Annotated in this window: 21 protein-coding genes; 5 read left to right on the top strand and 16 right to left on the bottom strand. The window is 64.0% G+C overall.

Translation table 11 applies throughout. The annotated features are described in order from the left end of the window. Positions 1-8: 8 nt before the first annotated feature. The 11 genes from flgJ to SBP02_RS07430 form a co-directional block, all read right to left on the bottom strand. A complete protein-coding gene (gene flgJ, locus SBP02_RS07480; RefSeq protein ID WP_318645763.1) occupies positions 9-1,184 on the bottom strand; it encodes a flagellar assembly peptidoglycan hydrolase FlgJ in 1,176 nt (391 codons plus the stop codon). A 10-nt stretch (positions 1,185-1,194) separates the two neighbouring features. Then, positions 1,195-2,292 (bottom strand): flagellar basal body P-ring protein FlgI, encoded by a 1,098-nt coding sequence (locus SBP02_RS07475; RefSeq protein WP_318645762.1) that lies wholly within the window; start codon positions 2,290-2,292, stop codon positions 1,195-1,197. A gap of 14 nt (positions 2,293-2,306) precedes the next feature. Then, positions 2,307-3,026 (bottom strand): flagellar basal body L-ring protein FlgH, encoded by a 720-nt coding sequence (flgH, locus tag SBP02_RS07470; RefSeq protein WP_318645761.1) that lies wholly within the window; start codon positions 3,024-3,026, stop codon positions 2,307-2,309. Between the two features lie 57 nt (positions 3,027-3,083). Continuing rightward, on the bottom strand, positions 3,084-3,869 hold the full coding sequence (gene flgG / locus SBP02_RS07465; protein ID WP_318645760.1) for a flagellar basal-body rod protein FlgG: 786 nt from the start codon (positions 3,867-3,869) through the stop codon (positions 3,084-3,086). A 46-nt stretch (positions 3,870-3,915) separates the two neighbouring features. Further along, positions 3,916-4,656, bottom strand: coding sequence for a flagellar basal body rod protein FlgF (locus SBP02_RS07460; RefSeq protein WP_318645759.1), 741 nt, complete (start codon positions 4,654-4,656; stop codon positions 3,916-3,918). 200 nt (positions 4,657-4,856) lie between these two features. Then, a complete protein-coding gene (flgE, locus tag SBP02_RS07455; protein ID WP_318645758.1) occupies positions 4,857-6,191 on the bottom strand; it encodes a flagellar hook protein FlgE in 1,335 nt (444 codons plus the stop codon). Positions 6,192-6,234: 43 nt separating this feature from the next. After that, complete coding sequence (flgD, locus tag SBP02_RS07450; protein ID WP_318645757.1) at positions 6,235-6,900, bottom strand: flagellar hook assembly protein FlgD; 666 nt, start codon at positions 6,898-6,900, stop codon at positions 6,235-6,237. Between the two features lie 21 nt (positions 6,901-6,921). Then, a complete protein-coding gene (flgC, locus tag SBP02_RS07445; protein ID WP_318645756.1) occupies positions 6,922-7,365 on the bottom strand; it encodes a flagellar basal body rod protein FlgC in 444 nt (147 codons plus the stop codon). 14 nt (positions 7,366-7,379) lie between these two features. Beyond that, on the bottom strand, positions 7,380-7,787 hold the full coding sequence (flgB, locus tag SBP02_RS07440; RefSeq protein WP_318645755.1) for a flagellar basal body rod protein FlgB: 408 nt from the start codon (positions 7,785-7,787) through the stop codon (positions 7,380-7,382). Positions 7,788-8,041: 254 nt separating this feature from the next. After that, entirely contained in the window at positions 8,042-8,869 is an 828-nt protein-coding gene (gene cheR, locus SBP02_RS07435) for a protein-glutamate O-methyltransferase CheR (protein WP_318645754.1), read from the bottom strand. A gap of 43 nt (positions 8,870-8,912) precedes the next feature. Then, positions 8,913-9,845: a chemotaxis protein CheV gene (locus SBP02_RS07430; protein ID WP_318645753.1), complete on the bottom strand. Its 933-nt coding sequence runs from the start codon at positions 9,843-9,845 to the stop codon at positions 8,913-8,915. A gap of 77 nt (positions 9,846-9,922) precedes the next feature. Here SBP02_RS07430 and flgA point away from each other — a divergent pair, with 77 nt between their 5' ends. The 4 genes from flgA to SBP02_RS07410 all read left to right on the top strand — a co-directional run bounded on the left by flgA (position 9,923) and on the right by SBP02_RS07410 (position 12,503). Continuing rightward, entirely contained in the window at positions 9,923-10,678 is a 756-nt protein-coding gene (gene flgA / locus SBP02_RS07425) for a flagellar basal body P-ring formation chaperone FlgA (RefSeq protein WP_318645752.1), read from the top strand. Between the two features lie 152 nt (positions 10,679-10,830). After that, positions 10,831-11,160, top strand: coding sequence for a flagellar biosynthesis anti-sigma factor FlgM (gene flgM / locus SBP02_RS07420; protein WP_318645751.1), 330 nt, complete (start codon positions 10,831-10,833; stop codon positions 11,158-11,160). 53 nt (positions 11,161-11,213) lie between these two features. After that, positions 11,214-11,681, top strand: a complete 468-nt coding sequence (locus tag SBP02_RS07415) for a flagella synthesis protein FlgN (RefSeq protein WP_318645750.1) — start codon at positions 11,214-11,216, stop codon at positions 11,679-11,681. Between the two features lie 132 nt (positions 11,682-11,813). Continuing rightward, on the top strand, positions 11,814-12,503 hold the full coding sequence (locus SBP02_RS07410; protein ID WP_318645749.1) for a flagellar brake protein: 690 nt from the start codon (positions 11,814-11,816) through the stop codon (positions 12,501-12,503). Positions 12,504-12,507: 4 nt separating this feature from the next. Here SBP02_RS07410 and SBP02_RS07405 read toward each other — a convergent pair whose 3' ends face one another. The 4 genes from SBP02_RS07405 to SBP02_RS07390 all read right to left on the bottom strand — a co-directional run bounded on the left by SBP02_RS07405 (position 12,508) and on the right by SBP02_RS07390 (position 16,564). Continuing rightward, complete coding sequence (locus tag SBP02_RS07405) at positions 12,508-13,119, bottom strand: TIGR04282 family arsenosugar biosynthesis glycosyltransferase (RefSeq protein WP_318645748.1); 612 nt, start codon at positions 13,117-13,119, stop codon at positions 12,508-12,510. After that, a complete protein-coding gene (locus tag SBP02_RS07400; RefSeq protein ID WP_318645747.1) occupies positions 13,116-13,799 on the bottom strand; it encodes a TIGR04283 family arsenosugar biosynthesis glycosyltransferase in 684 nt (227 codons plus the stop codon). Before SBP02_RS07400 ends, SBP02_RS07405 begins: the two co-directional genes overlap by 4 nt. A gap of 5 nt (positions 13,800-13,804) precedes the next feature. Continuing rightward, complete coding sequence (locus SBP02_RS07395; protein WP_318645746.1) at positions 13,805-15,127, bottom strand: MFS transporter; 1,323 nt, start codon at positions 15,125-15,127, stop codon at positions 13,805-13,807. 195 nt (positions 15,128-15,322) lie between these two features. Next, positions 15,323-16,564 carry a glutamine synthetase family protein gene (locus SBP02_RS07390; RefSeq protein WP_318646315.1) on the bottom strand — a complete coding sequence of 414 codons (1,242 nt, stop codon included), beginning with the start codon at positions 16,562-16,564 and terminating at the stop codon, positions 15,323-15,325. A 458-nt stretch (positions 16,565-17,022) separates the two neighbouring features. Here SBP02_RS07390 and SBP02_RS07385 point away from each other — a divergent pair, with 458 nt between their 5' ends. Continuing rightward, a complete protein-coding gene (locus SBP02_RS07385; protein WP_318645745.1) occupies positions 17,023-17,583 on the top strand; it encodes a phage infection protein in 561 nt (186 codons plus the stop codon). Positions 17,584-17,671: 88 nt separating this feature from the next. On the opposite strand, the gene SBP02_RS07380 is transcribed toward SBP02_RS07385, so the two are convergent. Beyond that, the gene (locus SBP02_RS07380; RefSeq protein WP_318645744.1) at positions 17,672-18,319 is read right to left on the bottom strand and encodes a YceH family protein; all 648 of its coding nucleotides are present in this window, start codon (positions 18,317-18,319) and stop codon (positions 17,672-17,674) included. Between the last annotated feature and the right edge of the window lie 294 nt (positions 18,320-18,613).

Raw genomic sequence — 18,613 nt, 5'->3', positions numbered from 1 at the left:
GGCTCAGCTCACCCGCGGGCCGGCGGCGTGCCGGCCGCTGCGATGGTTTGATAGGTCTGCATCTTGCGCGCGATCTGCGACACCTTGCGCGCGTAATGCGGGTCGGTGGCGTACCCGGCCTGCTGCAGCTCGCGCACGAAGCGCTCGGGGTTGTCGGTGGCATTCAGGGCCTTCTCGTAACGGCCGTTGCTCTGCAGGAAACTCACGTAGTCCTCGAAGCTCTGGGCGTAGGAGTCGTAGGCGCGAAACGAAGCCGCCTCTTTCACCGCCTTGCCGCCCTGGTATTCGGTGGTCAGCACCCGTGCCGACTCGCCGTCCCAGCTGTTGTGACTCTTGATGCCGAACAGGTTGTGGCTGCTGCTGCCGTCCCGCTGGCGGATGATCGACTTGCCCCAGCCGGTTTCCAGGGCCGCCTGGGCCACCAGGTAGCGGGCCTCGACGCCGATTTTCTCGGCGGCCTTCTCGGCCATCGGCAGCATGGCCGCGACGAACTCCGCGGGCGAGGCGAAGGTCGACTTGCCCGCTGCCGTAGCCGCCTGGGCCAGGCGGCGGCCGCTGATGGCATCGCTGTCGCCCAGGCTCAGGGCCTTGTCCTTGGGCGCGGCGAAGGCCGTGGCCGGCACCCAGTCGGCCTGTGCCAGGGGCTGGCCATCGACAGCGCCGTCCGAGGGCACTATGCCGGCCAGCAGGCGATCGCCCAGCTTGCCCGGCAGCGCCAGGCGCCGCTGATTGATCAGTCCCGCGTCATCGCGTGCACTGTCGACCTTGGCCAGCGGCTTGCTCGGCGCACGGGGCACCGGGGCATCGACCTGAGCGAACGGATTGGGCCGCTCGCTGGGCCCTTTCATCTTCGACATCTGCCGCTCCAGCACAGCGGCCAGGCCGATACCGTTCTGGTTGTTCGACAGCGTCACCGACAGCTGCTGGTCGTACATGTCCTGGTAGGTCTTGCTCTCGTTGCTGTTGAGGAAGTTGCCTTCGCCGAACACCTCGTTGGCCGAGCGCATGGCCTTGAGCATCTGATTGAGGAACAGCGACTCGAACTCCTGGGCCACCTTGCGGATGTTCTGCTCGCTGTCGCCGCCGACCTTGAACTGGTTCAGGCGGTTCAGGTCGGTGAAGGCGCCGCTGTCCAGCGGGCTCTTGCCGTTGCCGAGCAGGCCGGCCGAGAGTCGAGAATCCATGGTCGCCTCCTTAGATCACGATCAGGTCGGCCTGCAGGGCGCCCGCTTGCTTGAGCGCCTCGAGGATGGCCATGAGGTCCGAGGGCGCGGCGCCGACCTGGTTCACCGCGCGGACGATCTCGTCCAGGGTCGTGCCGGGGCCGAATTTGAACATCGGCTTGGCTTCCTGATCGGCGTTCACGCGCGAGCGCGGCACCACAGCGGTCTGACCGCCGGACAGCGCCTCGGGCTGGCTGACGATGGGGTCTTCGGTGATGGTCACCGTGAGGCTGCCGTGGGTCACCGCCGCCGGTTGCACCCGCACGTTCTGGCCGATGACGATGGTGCCGGTGCGCGAATTGATGATCACCTTGGCCACGGCCTGGCCCGGGTTGACTTCCAGGTTCTCGAGAATCGACAGGTAGTCGACCCGCTGGTTGGGGTCCAGCGGCGCGCTGACCCGCACCGAGCCGCCGTCTATGGCCTGGGCCACGCCCGGGCCGAGCAGGTCGTTGATCTGGTCGACGATGTTCTTCGCCGTGGTGAAGTCCGGCCGGTTGAGGTTCAGGGTCAGGCTGTTGCCCTGGTCGAAGCCGCTCGGCACCGGCCGCTCCACCGTGGCGCCGCCGGGGATGCGCCCGGCCGACGGCACGTTGACGGTGATGCGCGAGCCATCGGCGCCGCCGGCATCGAAACCGCCGACCACCAGATTGCCCTGGGCGATGGCGTAGACGTTGCCGTCGATGCCCTTGAGCGGGGTCATCAGCAGGCTGCCGCCGCGCAGGCTCTTGGCATTGCCGATCGAGGAGATGGTGATGTCGATGGTCTGCCCCGGCTTGGCGAAGGCCGGCAGGTCGGCATGCACCGACACCGCGGCGACGTTCTTCAGCTGCACGTTGCCGCCGGCCGGCACCTTGATGCCGAACTGCGCCAGCATGTTGTTGAAGGTCTGCACGGTGAAGGGCGTCTGGGTGGTCTGGTCGCCGCTGCCGTTGAGGCCGACCACCAGGCCGTAGCCGATCAGCTGGTTGCTGCGCACGCCCTGGATGCTGGCCAGGTCCTTGAGCCGCTCGGCCTGGGCGACGGCGGCGAGCAGCAGCAGGCAGAGGGCGGAAATCAGTCGCATCATGGTCGGCTACCTGCTTAGAACGGGAACAGCGGGCTGAGGAAGAAGCGGTCCAGCCAGCCCGGCTGACTGGCGTCGGCGAAGGCCCCGGTGCCCGAGTAGGTGATGCGCGCGTCGGCGATACGCGTGGAGGAAACGGTGTTGTCCGTGCTGATGTCGTCGGCCCGCACCAGCCCGGCGATGCGCACCAGTTCGTCGCCGGTGTTGAGGGTCATCCACTTCTCCCCGCGCACCGCCAGGATGCCGTTGGGCAACACCTCGGCGACGGTCACGGTGACCGAGCCGGACAGGCTGTTGCCCTGGGCCGCCTTGCTGTCGCCCTTGGTGTCGCGGTTGGCGTTGTACTCGGCCCCCAGGCTCAGGTTGTCGCCGGTCAGCGGGTTGAGGACATTACCCGAGCCGGGGTTGCGTACCGACACGCCGCCGCCGAACAGCGAGGTCAGGCCGATATTGGCGCTGCTGTCCTTGGAGATCTGCGAGCCGGCGTTCTTGCTGGCCTGGGTGCGCTCGTTGAGGGTGATGGTGATGATGTCGCCGACACGGAAGGCCTTGCGGTCGCCGTAGAGATTGTTCTCGAAGCCGGCCTGGTAGATCGAGCCGTTGTTCTGCGCCGCCGGCAGCGGAGTACGGGGCAGCACCGGCGCGTAGTACGGGTCGTCCGGCTTCGGCGGCGGCGAGACGCAGCCGCTCAGGGCCACGGTCACGAGCATAGAGAGCGCTATCATCAGCCGGTTCATAACCACTACCTCGGGTGTTCTATTGCAGTTGCGGCCCGCTAACGCCGGCCCCACTCATCAAAGATTCTGGGACACGAAGGACAGCATCTGGTCGGCGGTGGAGATGACCTTGGAGTTCATCTCGTAGGCACGCTGGGTGGTGATCATGTTCACCAGCTCCTCGACCACGCTGACGTTGGAGTTTTCCAGGGTGTTCTGCAGGGTCGTGCCCAGGCCGTTGAGGCCCGGCGTGCCGACCTGGGGCGCGCCACTGGAGGCGGTCTCCAGGAACAGGTTGCTGCCGACCGCTTCCAGGCCCGCCGGGTTGATGAAGTCGGCGAGCTGCAGGTTGCCGACGATCTGCGGCTGCGGGTTGCCGGCGGTGGTCACCGATACCGTGCCGTCCTCGCCCACGGTGAAGGTGCGCACCTCGTTGGGCAGCACGATGGCGGGCTCCAGGGCGAAACCATTGGAGGTGACCAGCTGGCCGTCGGCGTTCAGATGGAAGCTGCCGTCGCGGGTGTAGGACACGGTGCCGTCGGGCATCAGCACCTGGAAGAAACCCCGGCCGTTCACCGCCATATCCAGCGGTTGCTCGGTGGTTTGCAGGCTGCCGGTGGTGAAGATCTTCTGCGTACCGACCACCCGCACGCCGGTGCCGAGCTGCAAGCCGGAGGGCAACTGGCTGTCCTGGCTGGACTGACCACCGGGCTGGCGACGGATCTGATACAGCAGGTCCTCGAACTCGGCACGATCGCGCTTGAAACCCGTGGTCGACACGTTGGCCAGGTTGTTGGAAATGGTGGTCAGGTTCATGTCCTGGGCGGACAGGCCGGTCTTGCTGACCCAGAGTGCAGGAAGCATATCTATTCTCCTCGGGCGCCGCTTTCACGGCGCCGCGTGCTGGTAATTAGCTGAGTTGCAAGACCCGCGCCACAGCCGAGGCGTTGTCCTCGGCGGTGCGCATCATCTTCACTTGCAGCTCGAACTGGCGGGACAGGGAGAGGATCGCGGTCATCTCCTCCACGGCATTGACGTTGCTCGACTCGAGGAAACCCGAGGTCACCCGCACTGCCGCATCGGCCAGTACCGGCTGCCCGTCCTTGATCCGCATCAGGCCGTCACTGCCCTTCTCCATCTGCTTGAGGTCGGGGTTGACCAGCTTCAGACGGTCGACCTCGGCCAGCACATTGGGCGCCTCGCCGAGGGCGCGAATGCTGATGGTGCCGTCCTGGCCGATCTCGATCTTCTGCTCCGGCGGCACGGCGATCGGCCCGGCATTGCCCATCACCGGCAAGCCGCTGCCGGTGCGCAACATACCTAAGGCATCGACATTCAGGCTGGCGGTGCGCACGTAGGCCTCGCTGCCATCGGCCGCCTGCACGGCCAGCCAGCCCTCGCCGCCGATCGCCACATCCAGGTCACGACCGGTCTCCTGCAGAGAGCCGGGGGTAAAGTCGGTGCCGGGGCGCTCGCTCATGGCATACACCCGCGCCGGCAAACCGTCGCCGAACACCGGCATCGAGCGCGCCTGCTCGAAATCGCGACGGAAGCCGCTGGTGGAGATGTTCGCCAAATTGTTGGCGTGGGCGCTCTGGGCCAGGCTGTTGTTGTGGGCCCCTGTCATGGCGACGTACAGCATCTTGTCCATGGTTAGTCTCCGAGGTGGGCGTAGCGCCCGCTGCTCTTTGCCAGTAATCCAGCAAGCACCGTGCCACCCATCGACGCAAACCAATAAGACAATGAAATATAAGGAGTTTATTAAAAAGAAAAGGCTCCCTAGGGGAGCCTTTCAAAAGACGCTCGGCGGGAATTTGCCGCCTGCGGCAAGCGCAACCGAGCGCGCCGCTATCAGCGTAGATTGATGATGGTCTGGGTGATGGCGCTTTCGGTTTCGATCGTCTTGGCATTGGCCTGATAGTTACGCTGAGCGACGATCATGTTCACCAACTGCTCGGACACCTCGACATTGGAATCCTCCAGGGCGCCGGCCTGCAGCGCACCCAGGGTACCGCTGCGCGGCGTGCCGATCACCGGCTCCCCGGACTGGAAGGACTGCGCCCAGCCCGTCTTGCCAACCGGGGTCAGGCCTTGAGTGTTGGCGAAATTGGCCAGAATGACCTGCCCCTGCACCCTGGATTGACCATTGGTGTAACGGGCGAAGATCACCCCGGTATCGTCGATCTCCAGCCCCGCCAGCTGCCCCGTGGTGTAGCCGTCCTGACTAACGCTGTTGACCGCGAAGGCGCTGGCGAACTGGGTGGAGTTGCGGATGTCCACCTGGATGCCCGCTGCGTTGGCGGTGGCGCCGTTGGCCGACCATACCGGTGGGACCGAACTATCCGCTATCGCCGGCGTCCAGCCATCCAGGGTGAAGCGTCCGGTCGCCGGGTCCACAGTGAAGTCGGGGCCGCCGGCGCCGTCATAGTTGCCCGAGGCCAGGCTGGCGATGTTCAACTGACCGCTGGCGGTGAACCCCATGCCCATCGAATAGGGCACTGTGGAGGTCGGGTCTGCCGGGTTGCGACCATCGATCAGCACATTCATCTGCCAGGCATTGGGCCCGGTCTTGACGAAGTACTGAGTCATGACATGGGCATTGCCCTGGGTGTCATAGATATTGGTGGAGGTCGCCGAATTGTAGGTAGTCGGGTCGGCCGGATTGAATGGCGTGGTGACGGGCACCGTGTTGGTCGAATTCAGGTTGAATCCCTGGGTCAGCGTGCTCGTTGCCTGGGGGGACTGGCTGGCCGATTCGATGCGCAAGTCGGTGATCACGCCGTTCTGCAGATTGCCGTTGGCATCGGTTGCATAGCCCTGCAGGCGATGACCGAAGTTGTTCACCATGAAGCCTTCGCGGTCGGTACCGAAATAACCGGCCCGGGTGTAGCTGATCTCGCCGTTGTTGCTGGTCTGGAAGAAGCCATTGCCGTTGATGGCCAGATCCAGGGCGTTCTGCGTGTAGTTGATGTTGCCCTGATTGAACAGCTGCGACACATTGCTCAGTTGCACCCCAGCGCCCTGCTGGTTGCTGCCGGTGCCTTGCACCGAAGCGGCATAGAGGTCGGCGAACTCGGCACGCGACTGCTTGAAGCCAACGGTACCGGCGTTGGCGATGTTGTTGCCGGTGATATTGAGATCACTGGTGGCAGCCCGCAGACCACTCAGACCGATATTGAACGACATGGAAGTCTCCTTTGCCGGCCGCACCGGCGATTGAATTCGCTGATTACTGACCGATCACCTGCACCTGGGAGAGCGGCACGCTGCCGAGTCCCGCCAGGTTCAACGTCAGCTCGCTCCCCCCCAGGGTGACGCTGTCGACGTTGGCCGGCAGCAGGGTGTAGAGCCCCTTGGTTTCGCCGTTGTAAGTCGCCTGCGCCTCGAACCTGTAGTTACCGGGCGGCAACAGATTGCCGCCGGCGTCCTTGCCGTCCCAGATGAAGCTGACGTTGCCGGCGGCCTGTTCGCCCAGGTTGATCCGGTTCACCACGGAGCCGGATTTGTCGTACACGTTGACGTAGACATTGCTGCTGGTGGTCGGCAGCACCAGGCTGGCCTTGAAGCTCTCGCTGGTATCGACCATCGCCTTGTCAGTCGGCACTATGACCTTGCGCCCGACCAGGGAAGAGGCTTGCAGCGCCTGGGACGACTGGTAGCCCGATAGCAGGGAGCTCATGCTGGTATTGAGCTTCTCGATCCCCTCGACCTGGCTGAACTGGGCCAACTGGGCGATGAACTCGCCGTTACCCTGGGGCTCCAGCGGGTTCTGGTTATTCAATTGCGCCACCAGCAGGTTGAGAAACTCATTCTTGCCAAGCTCCTTGCTCTTATTGGGCTCCTGCTTGATCTGGTACTGATCCAATGCAGAGCTGACACCACTAACGCTGCTCATCCTTCATTCCTCACCGGTGGTTCACTGGCCCAGGGTCAGCACCCGCTGCAGCATCTGCTTGGCGGTGTTCATCATTTCCACGTTGGTCTGGAAGGCCCGACTGGCCGAGATCATGTCGGCCATTTCCTCGACCACGTTGACGTTGGGGTAGTAGACATAGCCATTCTCATCGGCGGCCGGATGATTCGGCTCGTAGCGCTGTACCAGCTCGCTCTGATCCTCGACTATGCCCAGCACCTGGACGCCTTGGCCGGCCTGGTCCTGCTCGGCGAACAAGGAACCGCGGTCGCCGCCCTGGGCCTGCTGGAAGACGGTGGCGAACACCGGATGACGCGCGCGATAGGTCTGATCGATGCTCGACGACACCGTCTCGGCGTTGGCGATGTTGCTGGAGATGGTGTTCAGGCGAGTGCTCTGGGCGCTCATGCCGGTTCCGGCGATATTGAAGACACTGGCGAGTGACATGGCATCGGACTCCTTTAATCGCCGCGCAGGGCGCTGACCAGCCCTTTGAACTTGCTGTTGAGGAAGGTGAAGCTAGCCTGGAAGTTCACCGCGTTTTCCGCGTAGCTGGCCTGCTCGACCTGCAAATCGACGGTGTTCTGATCGATGGAGGCATGCAGTGGCGAGCGGTAGACCAGTCCGGCATCGCCCGCACTCAGCCCCTCGGCGGCGATATGCCGGCTGTCGGTGCGACTCAGTCCGACCGGGCCGCGCTGGACCTTGGCACTCTGCTCGGCCAGTACCGAGGCGAAGTCCAGATCGCGCGCCTTGTAGTTGGGCGTATCGGCGTTGGCCATGTTGTTGGCCAGCACCTCGGCACGCTGGGCGCGGAAGCCGAGCGCTTTTTCATGGATGCCGAGTGCACTATCGAAGCTGATGCTCATGGTCAGGAACCCTTGCCGTCTGGCTTACCTGTTGTCCGTGCCAGACATACAGCAAGGTGTGTGCCAAAAAATTTACTTCTTATATTTCAACTACTTGGCAGTTTTTTCAGGCCAGCTTACGAGCCAAGCGGCAAGGCCTTTCCGCCCTCTGGCAAGCAAAGCGGCAATCCTCCCCAGACCATTTGCCGCCAGCCGAACGAAAAACGGGAGGCCACTGGCCTCCCGTTCTTCCCAAGCCGCCCGCGGCGACTGGCTCATTTTGCCTTGTAGATGATGCCCGGACTGCACTGCACCATCTGATAACGCTCCGGCAGTCCGTTGAGCGCCTCAGAGGCGCCGAGAAACAGGTAGCCACCGGGCTTGAGCATGGCGTGGATGCGCGTAAGGATGTCCTTCTTCACTTCGGCGGAGAAGTAGATCAGCACGTTGCGGCAGAACACGACGTCGAATTTGCCGAGGCTGGCATAGCTGTCCAGCAGGTTAAGCGGGCGAAATTCGACGCGGCTCTTGATGGCCGGCTTGACCACCCAGCGCCCTGGTCCGGCCGGATCGAAATAGCGCTGCAAGCGCTCCTGGGACAGGCCACGGCCCATCGCCAGGCTGTCGTACTCGCCGGACTTGCAGTTGGCCAGCATCGACGGCGAAAGGTCGGTGGCCACGATCTGCACCCCGGCCTTGAGCTGACCGATATTGGTCTTCTCGAACTCGTCGATGCTCATCGACAGGGAATAGGGCTCCTGACCGGACGAGCAGGCCGCCGACCAGATGCGCAAACGCTGCCCGGGGCTGGCCTTGATCATCTCGGGCAGCACCCGATTCTTCAACACCTCGAACGGATAGGTGTCGCGAAACCACAGGGTTTCGTTGGTGGTCATGGCATCCACCACCTGCTCGCGCAAACCGCTGCGCGGCTGGCTTTGCATGCGCTGCACCAGCTCCCCCAGGCTCTTGATGGCATGCTGCTCCATCAGTTTGTTCAGCCGACTGGAAACCAGATACTGCTTGTTGCTGCCCAGCAGAATGCCGCAGGCTTTTTCCAGGAATACCCGGAACTGCTCGAAATCCAAATTACCTGAAGACACTCGCGAGGCCTCGCCGATCATAATGTTGTGCCGAAGACACGCCTCAGCCCTGATCTACCATATTGATGCGCTCAACCACCCGTGACGCCAGATCATCCGGCCGGAACTTGGCCAGGAAGTCATCGGCCCCCACCTTTTTCACCATGGCCTGGTTGAACACGCCAGAGAGCGAAGTATGCAGGATGATGTGCAGTTTCTGCATGCGCGGATCCGCACGAATCTCCGCCGTCAGGGTGTAGCCGTCCATTTCCGGCATCTCGATGTCGGATATCAACATCAAGAACTCCTCGGCCGGATTCTTGCCCTCCTCGACCATGGCTTTGAGGTACTCCAGGGCCTGGCGCCCATCGTTCAGCGCCACCACCTCGACGCCGACAGTCTGCAGGCAGCGAGTCACCTGCTTGCGCGCCACCGAGGAGTCATCGCAGGTCAGCACCCGCTTGGTCACTGCCTTGGCCTGAACCTGCTGATCCAGCACGCCCTCGGATATGACCTCGGACGTCGGAGCCACCTCGGCGAGGATTTTCTCCACGTCGATGATCTCCACCAACTGCTGATCCAGATGGGTCACCGCGGTGAGGTAATGATCGCGCCCCGTCCCCTTGGGTGGCGGATGGATGCCCTCCCAGTTCATGTTGACGATGCGCTCCACCGAATGCACCAAAAAGCCCTGAACCTTGGTGTTGTACTCGGTGATGATGACGAAGCTGTTGTCCAGGTTCTTCAGCGGCGCCTTGCCGGTCGCCATGGACAGGTCAAGAATCGGGATGGTGCCGCCGCGAATACTCGCGACCCCACGGACCACCGGGCTGGACTTCGGCATGATGGTGAGCTTGGGGCACTGCAGCACCTCCTTCACCTTGAACACGTTGATCCCGTACAACTGGCTGCCGTTCAGACGAAACAACAGCAGTTCCAAACGATTCTGCCCTACCAGCTGAGTTCGCTGATTTACCGAATCCAATACACCGGCCATGCCCCAACCTCTTCAGTTTGACTAGCGCGCAATGTGCTCAGCGTAGCAGGCGGCACGGGCCTTGCTTTTTACTCAGCATGAACGCAGAAACGACGACTTTTCGGCACGCACTGGTAAAGGGCTGCCACCTACTGGCAGTTTTACCTGCATTGCTCCTACTCGGCTATAGCCCCCAGGCAGCCGCGGCAACCTTGCCTGAGCAGCTTATCGGCACCGCCCAGGGCTTTCTTGAGCAGGCAGTAGAGCAGTATTTACAGCGCGGCGATATCCAGGGACGGCATGAGGTCCAGGTCAATCGGCTGGATCCGCGCCTGCGCCTGCCCGCGTGCGACAAAGAACTGGCTGCCACCCTGGAAAGCCCGGACGAGCCCGTAGGCCGGGTAACCGTGCGAGTGCGCTGTTCAGGCAGTGCCCCCTGGACCGTCTTCGTTCCGGGCCAGGTGCGCCTGTACCGCGAGGTCGTGATCGCCAGTCGCCCACTCAAACGCAACGCCGTTCTGACGGAAATGGACATTGCCCTGGCCGAACGCGATCTCGGCTCACTCAGCCAGGGCTACCTGACCACCCCCAGGCAGGCAGTCGGCAAGAAATTGACGCGCCCCCTGCTGCCGGACCAAGTGGTGATGCCCATACACGTCGAGGCCGCCGAGGTCGTCCATCGGGGCGATCAGGTGGTCATCAGCGCACGCAGCGGCACGGTGAACGTGCGCATGCCCGGCGAGGCCTTGTCCGACGGGGCTGCCGGCAAACAGATCCGGGTACGCAACCAGCGCTCGCAGCGCGTGATCAGGGCCCGGGTAGTGGGGCCTGGCCAGGTTGAAGTGGCCATGTAGGCATGATTCTTGTGTGATGTTCGGCTGACGACTGACGCACCGTGTTTTAGACTGTTGCCTGACGCAGAATTATTGCTCGGCAGCCCTAAAGTTTTCTGGTTTTGGGCCGACAAGCTAGGCAAGCGTCCAAATACTGCCCGAGGTTTTGCATCATGGTCATCGATTTCAACCGGCCCAATAGTGCCAGCACCCCTGCCAATACAGGGCGTACAGGCAGCACCCAGTCTACTGGCCGCAACGACGCCATTGGCGCTAAGCCGAGCGACGCGCCTGCGCCAGCCGACAGCAATCCGAGTGGCGAATCGGTGCAACTCAGTCACGAAGCGCAGCAACTGCAGAAGATCGGCGAAAGCCTGCGCGACCTGCCGAGCGTCGATAAAGAACGCGTTGCCCGGATCAAACAGGCGATTGCCGACGGCAGCTACCAGGTCGACAGCCAACGCATCGCCGGCAAACTGCTCAATTTCGAATCCCAGCGCTAGTCCCAAGGCTGCGCGCTGGGGGTATTGGACGCCTCCGCCCCCAAGAGCCCGCCATGCACGACACGACCCTGCTGAACCTGATCAACGACGATATCGGCACAGCCAAGCGACTGCTTGAGTTAATCGATGACGAGTTCCAAGTCCTTGGTGAACGCGATCTGACCCGCCTGCAGAGCATACTCGCGGACAAGCAGCCACTGCTTGCCCTGCTCGACCAGCACGGCAAGAGCCGCAGCCAGCTCCTCCTCAGCCTGCAGCTGAGTGCCGACCGCGCCGGCCTACAGGCGCTGGCCGAGCGCTCCGAGCTGGGCGCCGAACTGCTCGCCCGCGGCGATGAGCTCAATACCCTGCTCGAACGCTGCCAGACCGCCAACCTGCGCAACGGCCGTCTTATCCGCTCCAGTCAGGCCTCGACCAATAGCATGCTCGGCATTCTGCGCGGCGGCGAAACGCCGAACGTCTATGACAGCCGCGGCAGTACCGCTAGAATCGGCCAACAGCGCCCGCTCAGCCAGGCCTGACCACCTATAACAAGGCACCAGGACATACCCAGTATGCGAGTGCCCGAGTAATTGCCAGGAGAGTTCTGGACCGTGTCCAATCCCTTTACCGAGGACGATGGCCCGCAACCACCCAAAGTGCTCAAAGCGCCAATGGAAATCGTTGCCACCCTCCGCCTACTGCAACAGGCCCACGACCCCCTGATCATCACCTTTCACGAGCGCAGCCAACGCTTCCAGAGCTACCTGGTCGAAGTGGACCGCGACAGTTCCCGGCTGACCCTCGATGAAATCATCCCCAACGACGGCGAGCGCTACCTGCTAAACGGCGAAAGCTTTCGCATCGAAGCCTTCCATGAGGGCGTCCGCGTGGCCTGGGAGTGTCCGCAGACGGTGCAGATCACCGAGCACCAGGGGGCACGCTGCTACCTGAGCCCGATGCCGGAAGAAGTGCACTACCATCAGCGTCGCAACGCCTTCAGGGCGCAGCTCAGGCTGTCGGAACAGCTGAAGGTCGAGCTGGCCGGAAGCCGACTGAAGAGCCCCCTCAACGGGCAGATGCTGGATATTTCCGCGACCGGCTGCAGGCTGCGCATGCCCGGCGACGTCACCCAGCGCATGCAGACCGGCCAGGTCTACGAGCGCTTCACCGCCGAACTGCCCTTCGGCGCCATGACCACCTCGGTGGAGCTGCGCCATATGCAGTACGAGGAAAAGGTCGACGCGACCTTTATGGGCCTGCGCTTCCACCGTCTAAGCGGCCTGGAGCAACGCCAAGTCGAGCGTTTCGTCTACCAGGTGCAGCGTGAAGCCCGCCGCGTCGAGGGCGACGGCCTGTTCTAGCGATCTAGACCTGGATACCCAATGCCGCCAGACGCGGCAGATCCTCGGGGCGGTCCACATCCCACAGCACGGGCAGCAACTGATGCCCCCAATCCAGCTGCTGCAGGCGTTCGCGGGTCAGGCCTAACACCCGATCGGTCCCCCAGGGCATGGCCTCGAACAGCAAGGGATCGATACGCCGCAGGCCGAGCAGGACATACCCCCCATCCTCGGCCGGTCCGAGCACCACCGGCTGCGCATGCAATGCGATACAGGCACCGCTCAGGTACTCGCCATCCAGCGCCGGGCAGTCATTGCCGATCAACACCACCGCATCGCTTTCCGCCAGCCCCAGCGCGGCGATACGGCGCATGCGCTCGCCCAGATCACCCGCGGGCTGCTCGACCAGCGTCCAGCCCAACTGATCGGCCAGCGCCTGCAGCTCCGCATCGGGACTGTCGTCCAACCAGAGGAAGCGTTCACTGAAACCGTCGGACGGTAGCTGCAGAGCCCGAGCGAGCAAGGCACGCTGCAGGTCGCACGCGCCCTCTTCGCCCAATGCGGGGATCAATCGGGTTTTCACCCGTCCCGGAACCGGCAGGCGAGCCAGCAGATGCAAGGAAATCGACAGACTCATGGCCGTGGCCCTCTGTGGTAAGCGCGCGCCAACTGCTCGGGACTGGCGCCACAATAATAGGCCAGTCGCAAGCGCCACATGAGCAATACAGTACGCCAAATGCCGTGACGCTCCCAGCGCCTGCTGGAAGTGAGCAACGCGGGGCGCAGGCAACGCGGCCGGGACAGGCGCTTCAATCGGCGACAGAGTTCGAGGTCTTCCATCAACGGGATGTCGGCATAGCCGCCCAGTCGTTCGAACACCGCCCGGGCGACGAAGATGCCCTGATCACCACTGGCCACGCCGGTCAGCCGCGACCGCAGACTGATCATCGTGCCGATCAAGCGCAGCGCCAGTCCCCGCCCCGACAGGCGCACGTCGAAACGCCCCCACAGCGGGCGCCGGGCCAGCGCGCCCAACAGGCTGCGAACGGCGGCGGCGTCGATCCGCGTATCGGCATGCACGAACCACAGGTAGTCGCCACGAGCCGAAGCGGCACCGGCATTCATCTGCCGCGCCCGACCGGCAACGCTCCTTATCAGCTGATCGACATGCCCTCGCGCCAGCGCACAGGTCGCATCCCGGCTGCCGCCATCGACCAGAATCAGCTCCGCCCCGGCGGCACGCAGAGGCGCCAGATCAGCCAGCAATTGCGGCAAGACCAGTGCCTCATCGCGCACCGGCACTATGACGCTGAGCATTGGCGTCACGGTCGCGGGGCCTGCTCCGCCGGAGTCTCGCCGCCCTCGCCAGCCTGTGGTTCGGCGACCGCATCATGCATCTGCTCATGCACCACCTGCTCGTCGACGCGCGGATCGAGGGCCGCCACCAAGGGCGAGCTGGCCGTGCTGTCGGGCATCGGAATGTGGTGCAGCGGTGCATCGTCGACCTGGTGAATGTGGGTAACCTTCTTCGGGCTCACCCGCAAGACCAGGATCAGCGCACAGGCACAGAAGAAGGCATAGAGCATGTTGGCGCCCCAGAGGCGCATGAGCACCCCGGCCAGCAGCGGCCCGACGCTGGCGCCGACGCCATAGGTGACCAGCAACATCGCAGTCAACGACACCCGTCGCTCGGCCTCGACGTGGTCATTGGCCAAGGCCACCGCCAAAGGGTAGAGGCTGAACTGCAACAGGCTCACGACAAAGCCGACCCCGAACAACAGCAACAGCGGCGCCTCGGCCAGCAGCGCCAGGGGCAGTGCGGCCAGCGCCATCAATCCCGCGCAACCGCGAATCAGCATGACCCGGTCGCGACGGTCCGACAGCCAGCCAAGCGGCCATTGCACCAGCAGACCGGCGAGAATGCAGAAGCCCATGAACAGACCCACCTGCTCGGTGGGCATTCCCAGGCGCGTCGCATAGAGGGGCGCCAGACCATAGAACGCACCGATCACCAGGCCGGCCACCGCGATGGTGGTCAACGACAGGGGCACGCGCTTGATGAAGAAACGCATCTCCAGCGGGGCCGGATGCAGGGGCGCGGGGTGCAGCTTGCGAGTCAGGGCGACCGGCACCAGACACAGGGCGAAGGACAGCGCCACCAACATCAACAGCTCGAGCCCCAGGGTCGGGTGCACCACCAGGACCAGCTGGCCGAGAATCAGGCCGAAATAGGACGCTGCCATATAGCCGGCGAATACCAGGCCACGCTGGCTGGTATCGGCCTGCTCGTTGAGCCAGCTCTCGATCACCATGTACTGGCACATCATGCCCAGGCCGACCACGAAGCGCAGCAGCAGCCACACCGGCAACCAGTCGGTCAGGCCGTGGACCAGCACCGCCGCGGTAATCACGCCGGCGCAGGCCACGTAGGCGCGAATGTGGCCGACCCGAGCGATCAGCCGATGCCCCTTCTTGCCCCCCAACACCAGGCCCAGGTAATTGGCCGCCATCAAGGCGCCGACCCACAGCCCGTCGGCAGTCTCCGCCAGGCGCAAGCCCAGGTAGGTGCTGAGCAGACCCGACCCCAGCAACATCAACAGAGTGGCGAAATACAGCGAACGAAACGACTTCCAGATCAGGCGCATGGGGCTGGGGGTACTTCCTTGACTGATGGCCGGCTGCTCGGTGCAAGCCTCCGACCGGAATGGATAATGGGCTCTGTAAACGGGTGGCGGCGGTACAAGACGCTATAAAGCACGACGGAGTTACAAGCAACAGCGTTTTGCCTTAAAGCCTAGCCAACTTGCCCAAGGGACAGGTCCCCAATGTCCCACGGGGCACTAGGCTTGAGCCGCGAGCACCCGGCGCTCCCAGGGCGTGATTTCATCGAAGAAGCTATCGAGCTCCAGGGTCTTGCTGGCGATGTAGCCTGCGATGAACTCCTGGCCGAACAGCTCCACCGCCAGCTGACTGCGCCGCAGACGCTCGAGCGCCGCGTGCAGGGTGCAGGGCAGCCTCAGCTCGTCCGGCACCTCGAATTCGCCCTGCAGCGGCGCGCTCGCCTGCAACTGCTGCTCGATGCCGTACAACCCCGCCGCCAGGCTGGCCGCCAGGGCCAGATAGGGGTTGGCGTCGGCCCCCGGCAAACGGTTCTCCACCCGCCGCGCGGCTGGCGAGCTGGCTGGAATGCGCAGCCCCGCGGCGCGGTTGTCGGTCGACCAACAGGCATTGTTCGGCGACGCGTAGGGGTGGCACAGCCGCTGGTAGGAGTTCACATGGGGGGCGAACAGCAGGGTGAAGTCGGCCAACGCCGCCTGCTGACCGCCGATGAACTGATAGAAGGCCGGCGTCGCCCGCCCCTGCTCATCATTGAAGATATTGCGCCCACTGCCCTGCTCGACCACGCTCTGGTGGATATGCATGGAGCTGCCCGGCGTCTGTGCCAGGGGCTTGGCCATGCATACCGCGATCAGTCCGTGCTTGAGCGCCACCTCCTTGAGCAGGTGCTTGAACAGGAAGGTCTGGTCGGCGAGCAGCAGGGGGTCGCCATGCAGCAGGTTGATCTCGAACTGGCTGAGGCCCATCTCATGCATGAAGGTGTCGCGCGGCAGGCCGAGGGCGGCCATGCACTGGTAGACCTCGTCGAAGAATGCACGCAAGCCGTTGTGGGAGCCGACGCCGAATGCGAAGCCACCACTCTCGCGCCGACCATCGAGGCCCAGCGGCGGCTGGAACGGCTGCTGCGGGTCGGGGTTCGGCGCAAAGACGAAGAACTCCAGCTCGGTCGCCACCACCGGCTGCAGGCCATGGCTGGCGTAGCGCGCCAGCACCTGCTTGAGCAAGGTGCGCGTGGAGAGCCCCGAGCCGCGACCGTCCAGCTCATCCGCATCACAGATCGCCAGGGCGCGTGGCGTGCTGCTCCACGGCAACCGATGGATCTGCGTGGGCTCGGCATTCAGCACCAGGTCGCCGTCGTCGCTGCCGTAGAAACGCGCGGGCGGATAGCCCCCCATGATGCACTGCAGCAGCACGCCTCGGGCCAGTTGCAGTCGCCGCCCCTCGAGAAAGCCTTCGGCAGTCATCACCTTGCCCCGCGGCACGCCGTTCAGATCCGGAGTCACGCATTCGACTTCGGTAACGCCGTGAAGCAAATCGTTCAGAGCACTGCGACCTGGGGTATTCATTCGTTCTTCCTTAAATTGCGCGATAACCGTGGCGGGTTCGGAGCGGCGCCATCAGCCGTACAAAATACGCATCACACGTTCGACATTTCAAGCGCGCGAAGCCACTCCCGCACGGCCTTTGCGAGCCCTTCGACCACACAAGCATCGAAAAATTAGATAAAGCAGACCTCAGCATCTCCCCCGCCATGGCTCTTCTGACATACCGCATAGAGGCGATGCAGCCTAGGTACCGCAAGGGCTGCGACTCACTATCAACGGTGTCGATTATTACCATGCCGCGACTGCCCTTTTTCATCGAATTATCCTGAGTAACATGGGCCCCGTACTCACTTACCGCCCCCACGAGGAGCCCACAGATGAAAAAGCAACTTCTCGCCAGCCTGATCCTGGCCAGCCTTTCCGCGACTGCCTTCGCCTTGCCACACCATGCAAAGCAGGCCCCGCAAGATGAGTTCAAAGCCACTCTGGCTGCCGATGGCAGCGAGCGTAGCGCTAGCAAAGGTGTAGCCGAGGGGGGTGCCGAACGCCTGCAGGAGCGCATCCGCGTCGCCGAGGACGGCAGTGCGCGCACCGGCGTCAACCGCCTCGCCGAAGGCGGTGCAGAACGCCTGCAGGAGCGCATCCGCGTCGCCGAGGACGGCAGTGCGCGCACCGGCGTCAACCGCCTCGCCGAAGGTGGTGCCGAACGCCTGCAGGAGCGCTTCCGCGTCGCCGAGGAGGGCAGCGCGCGCACCGGCGCCAATCGCCTCGCCGAAGGCGGCGCCGAACGCCTGCAACAGCGCATCCGCGTCGCCGAGGACGGCAGCGCGCGCACCGGCACCAATCGTCTCGCCGAAGGCGGCGCCGAACGCCTGCAACAGCGCTTCCGCGTCGCCGAGGACGGCAGCGCGCGCACCGGCGTCAACCGCATCGGCTAAGGATGCGACCACGACAGCACAGGAAAAAGGCGCCGTAACTGGCGCCTTTAATCGTTTCGGGCCCGAATAAAGAAGCTCTGATGCCCGCTCACTCCAGACGGGACAGGCGTTCCTCCAGCTCGGCGAGTCGCGCCTCCAGCGCCTCCAGCCGCGCCTCATACTGCGAGCCGCCGGACGGACGCTCGGGCTCGGAGGCACGCGCAGCCAGCAGCGCCTGCATGTCCTCCGGCTCCCCCATCAGGTGCATATAGCGGTCTTCACGCTGCCCGGGTTGACGTGTCAGCTGGATGGCCAGACCCCGGGTGATCAATCGGTCCAGATGATGGCGCAACTGCTCCAGATCCTCGAACTCATGCAGGCGGCTACTGCGGGTGAGCAGCTCGCTGAGGGTCTGCGGGCCGCGCAACAGCAACAGACCGACCAGCACGACCTGCTCCGCGACCAGCTCCAGGGCCTTGTCGGCACGGTGCTCCCAGCGGTCGGCACGGCTGCCCATCACCAGGCGCGCCAGGCCCCGGCCCTCCAGGCTGCGCAGACCCTGGCCGACCTGGCCGGGATTGAGGTTCATCAGCGGCTCGCGGCTGGTCTTCTGGTTACAGGCCAGCACCAGGGCATTCAGGGTCAGCGGGTAGGCTTCGGGGGTGGTCGCCTGCTTCTCGATCAGGCAACCGAGGATGCGTACTTCGACCGCGCTCAACGGCGCCTCGTCGGACTCGGTTAGGGGCTCGTCGTTCATCTCAGCTCTCTCTGGCTCGAACCAGCCGCTAGCCTAGCCTGACTGGCGGCAACTTGACACGTCCCCCGGCGGATGGGGGGCGCCGTACGGGCGGCGATCGGCTGCAGCCCATGGACCGGGCCGCCTGTGCTAGAGTCGCGCGCTTGTTTTCCTGCCCGAGCGCCCAAGCCTCGTCGCACATCCGACCATTCGCTCGTCACCGCCCCCTTCCCCCGCAAGACGCCGCCGGAGCCAGGCTCCAGGACAGGCTATATGGCTTGCACAGACCGGCCGGCGAGCCGCAACCCCTTTAGA

It is taken from the genome of Pseudomonas benzenivorans, from assembly GCF_033547155.1.
GTDB classification, from domain to species: Bacteria; Pseudomonadota; Gammaproteobacteria; order Pseudomonadales; family Pseudomonadaceae; genus Aquipseudomonas; species Aquipseudomonas benzenivorans_B.
The sequence above is the reverse complement of the archived record's forward strand: the minus strand, read 5'-3'. Positions and strand labels throughout refer to the sequence as shown.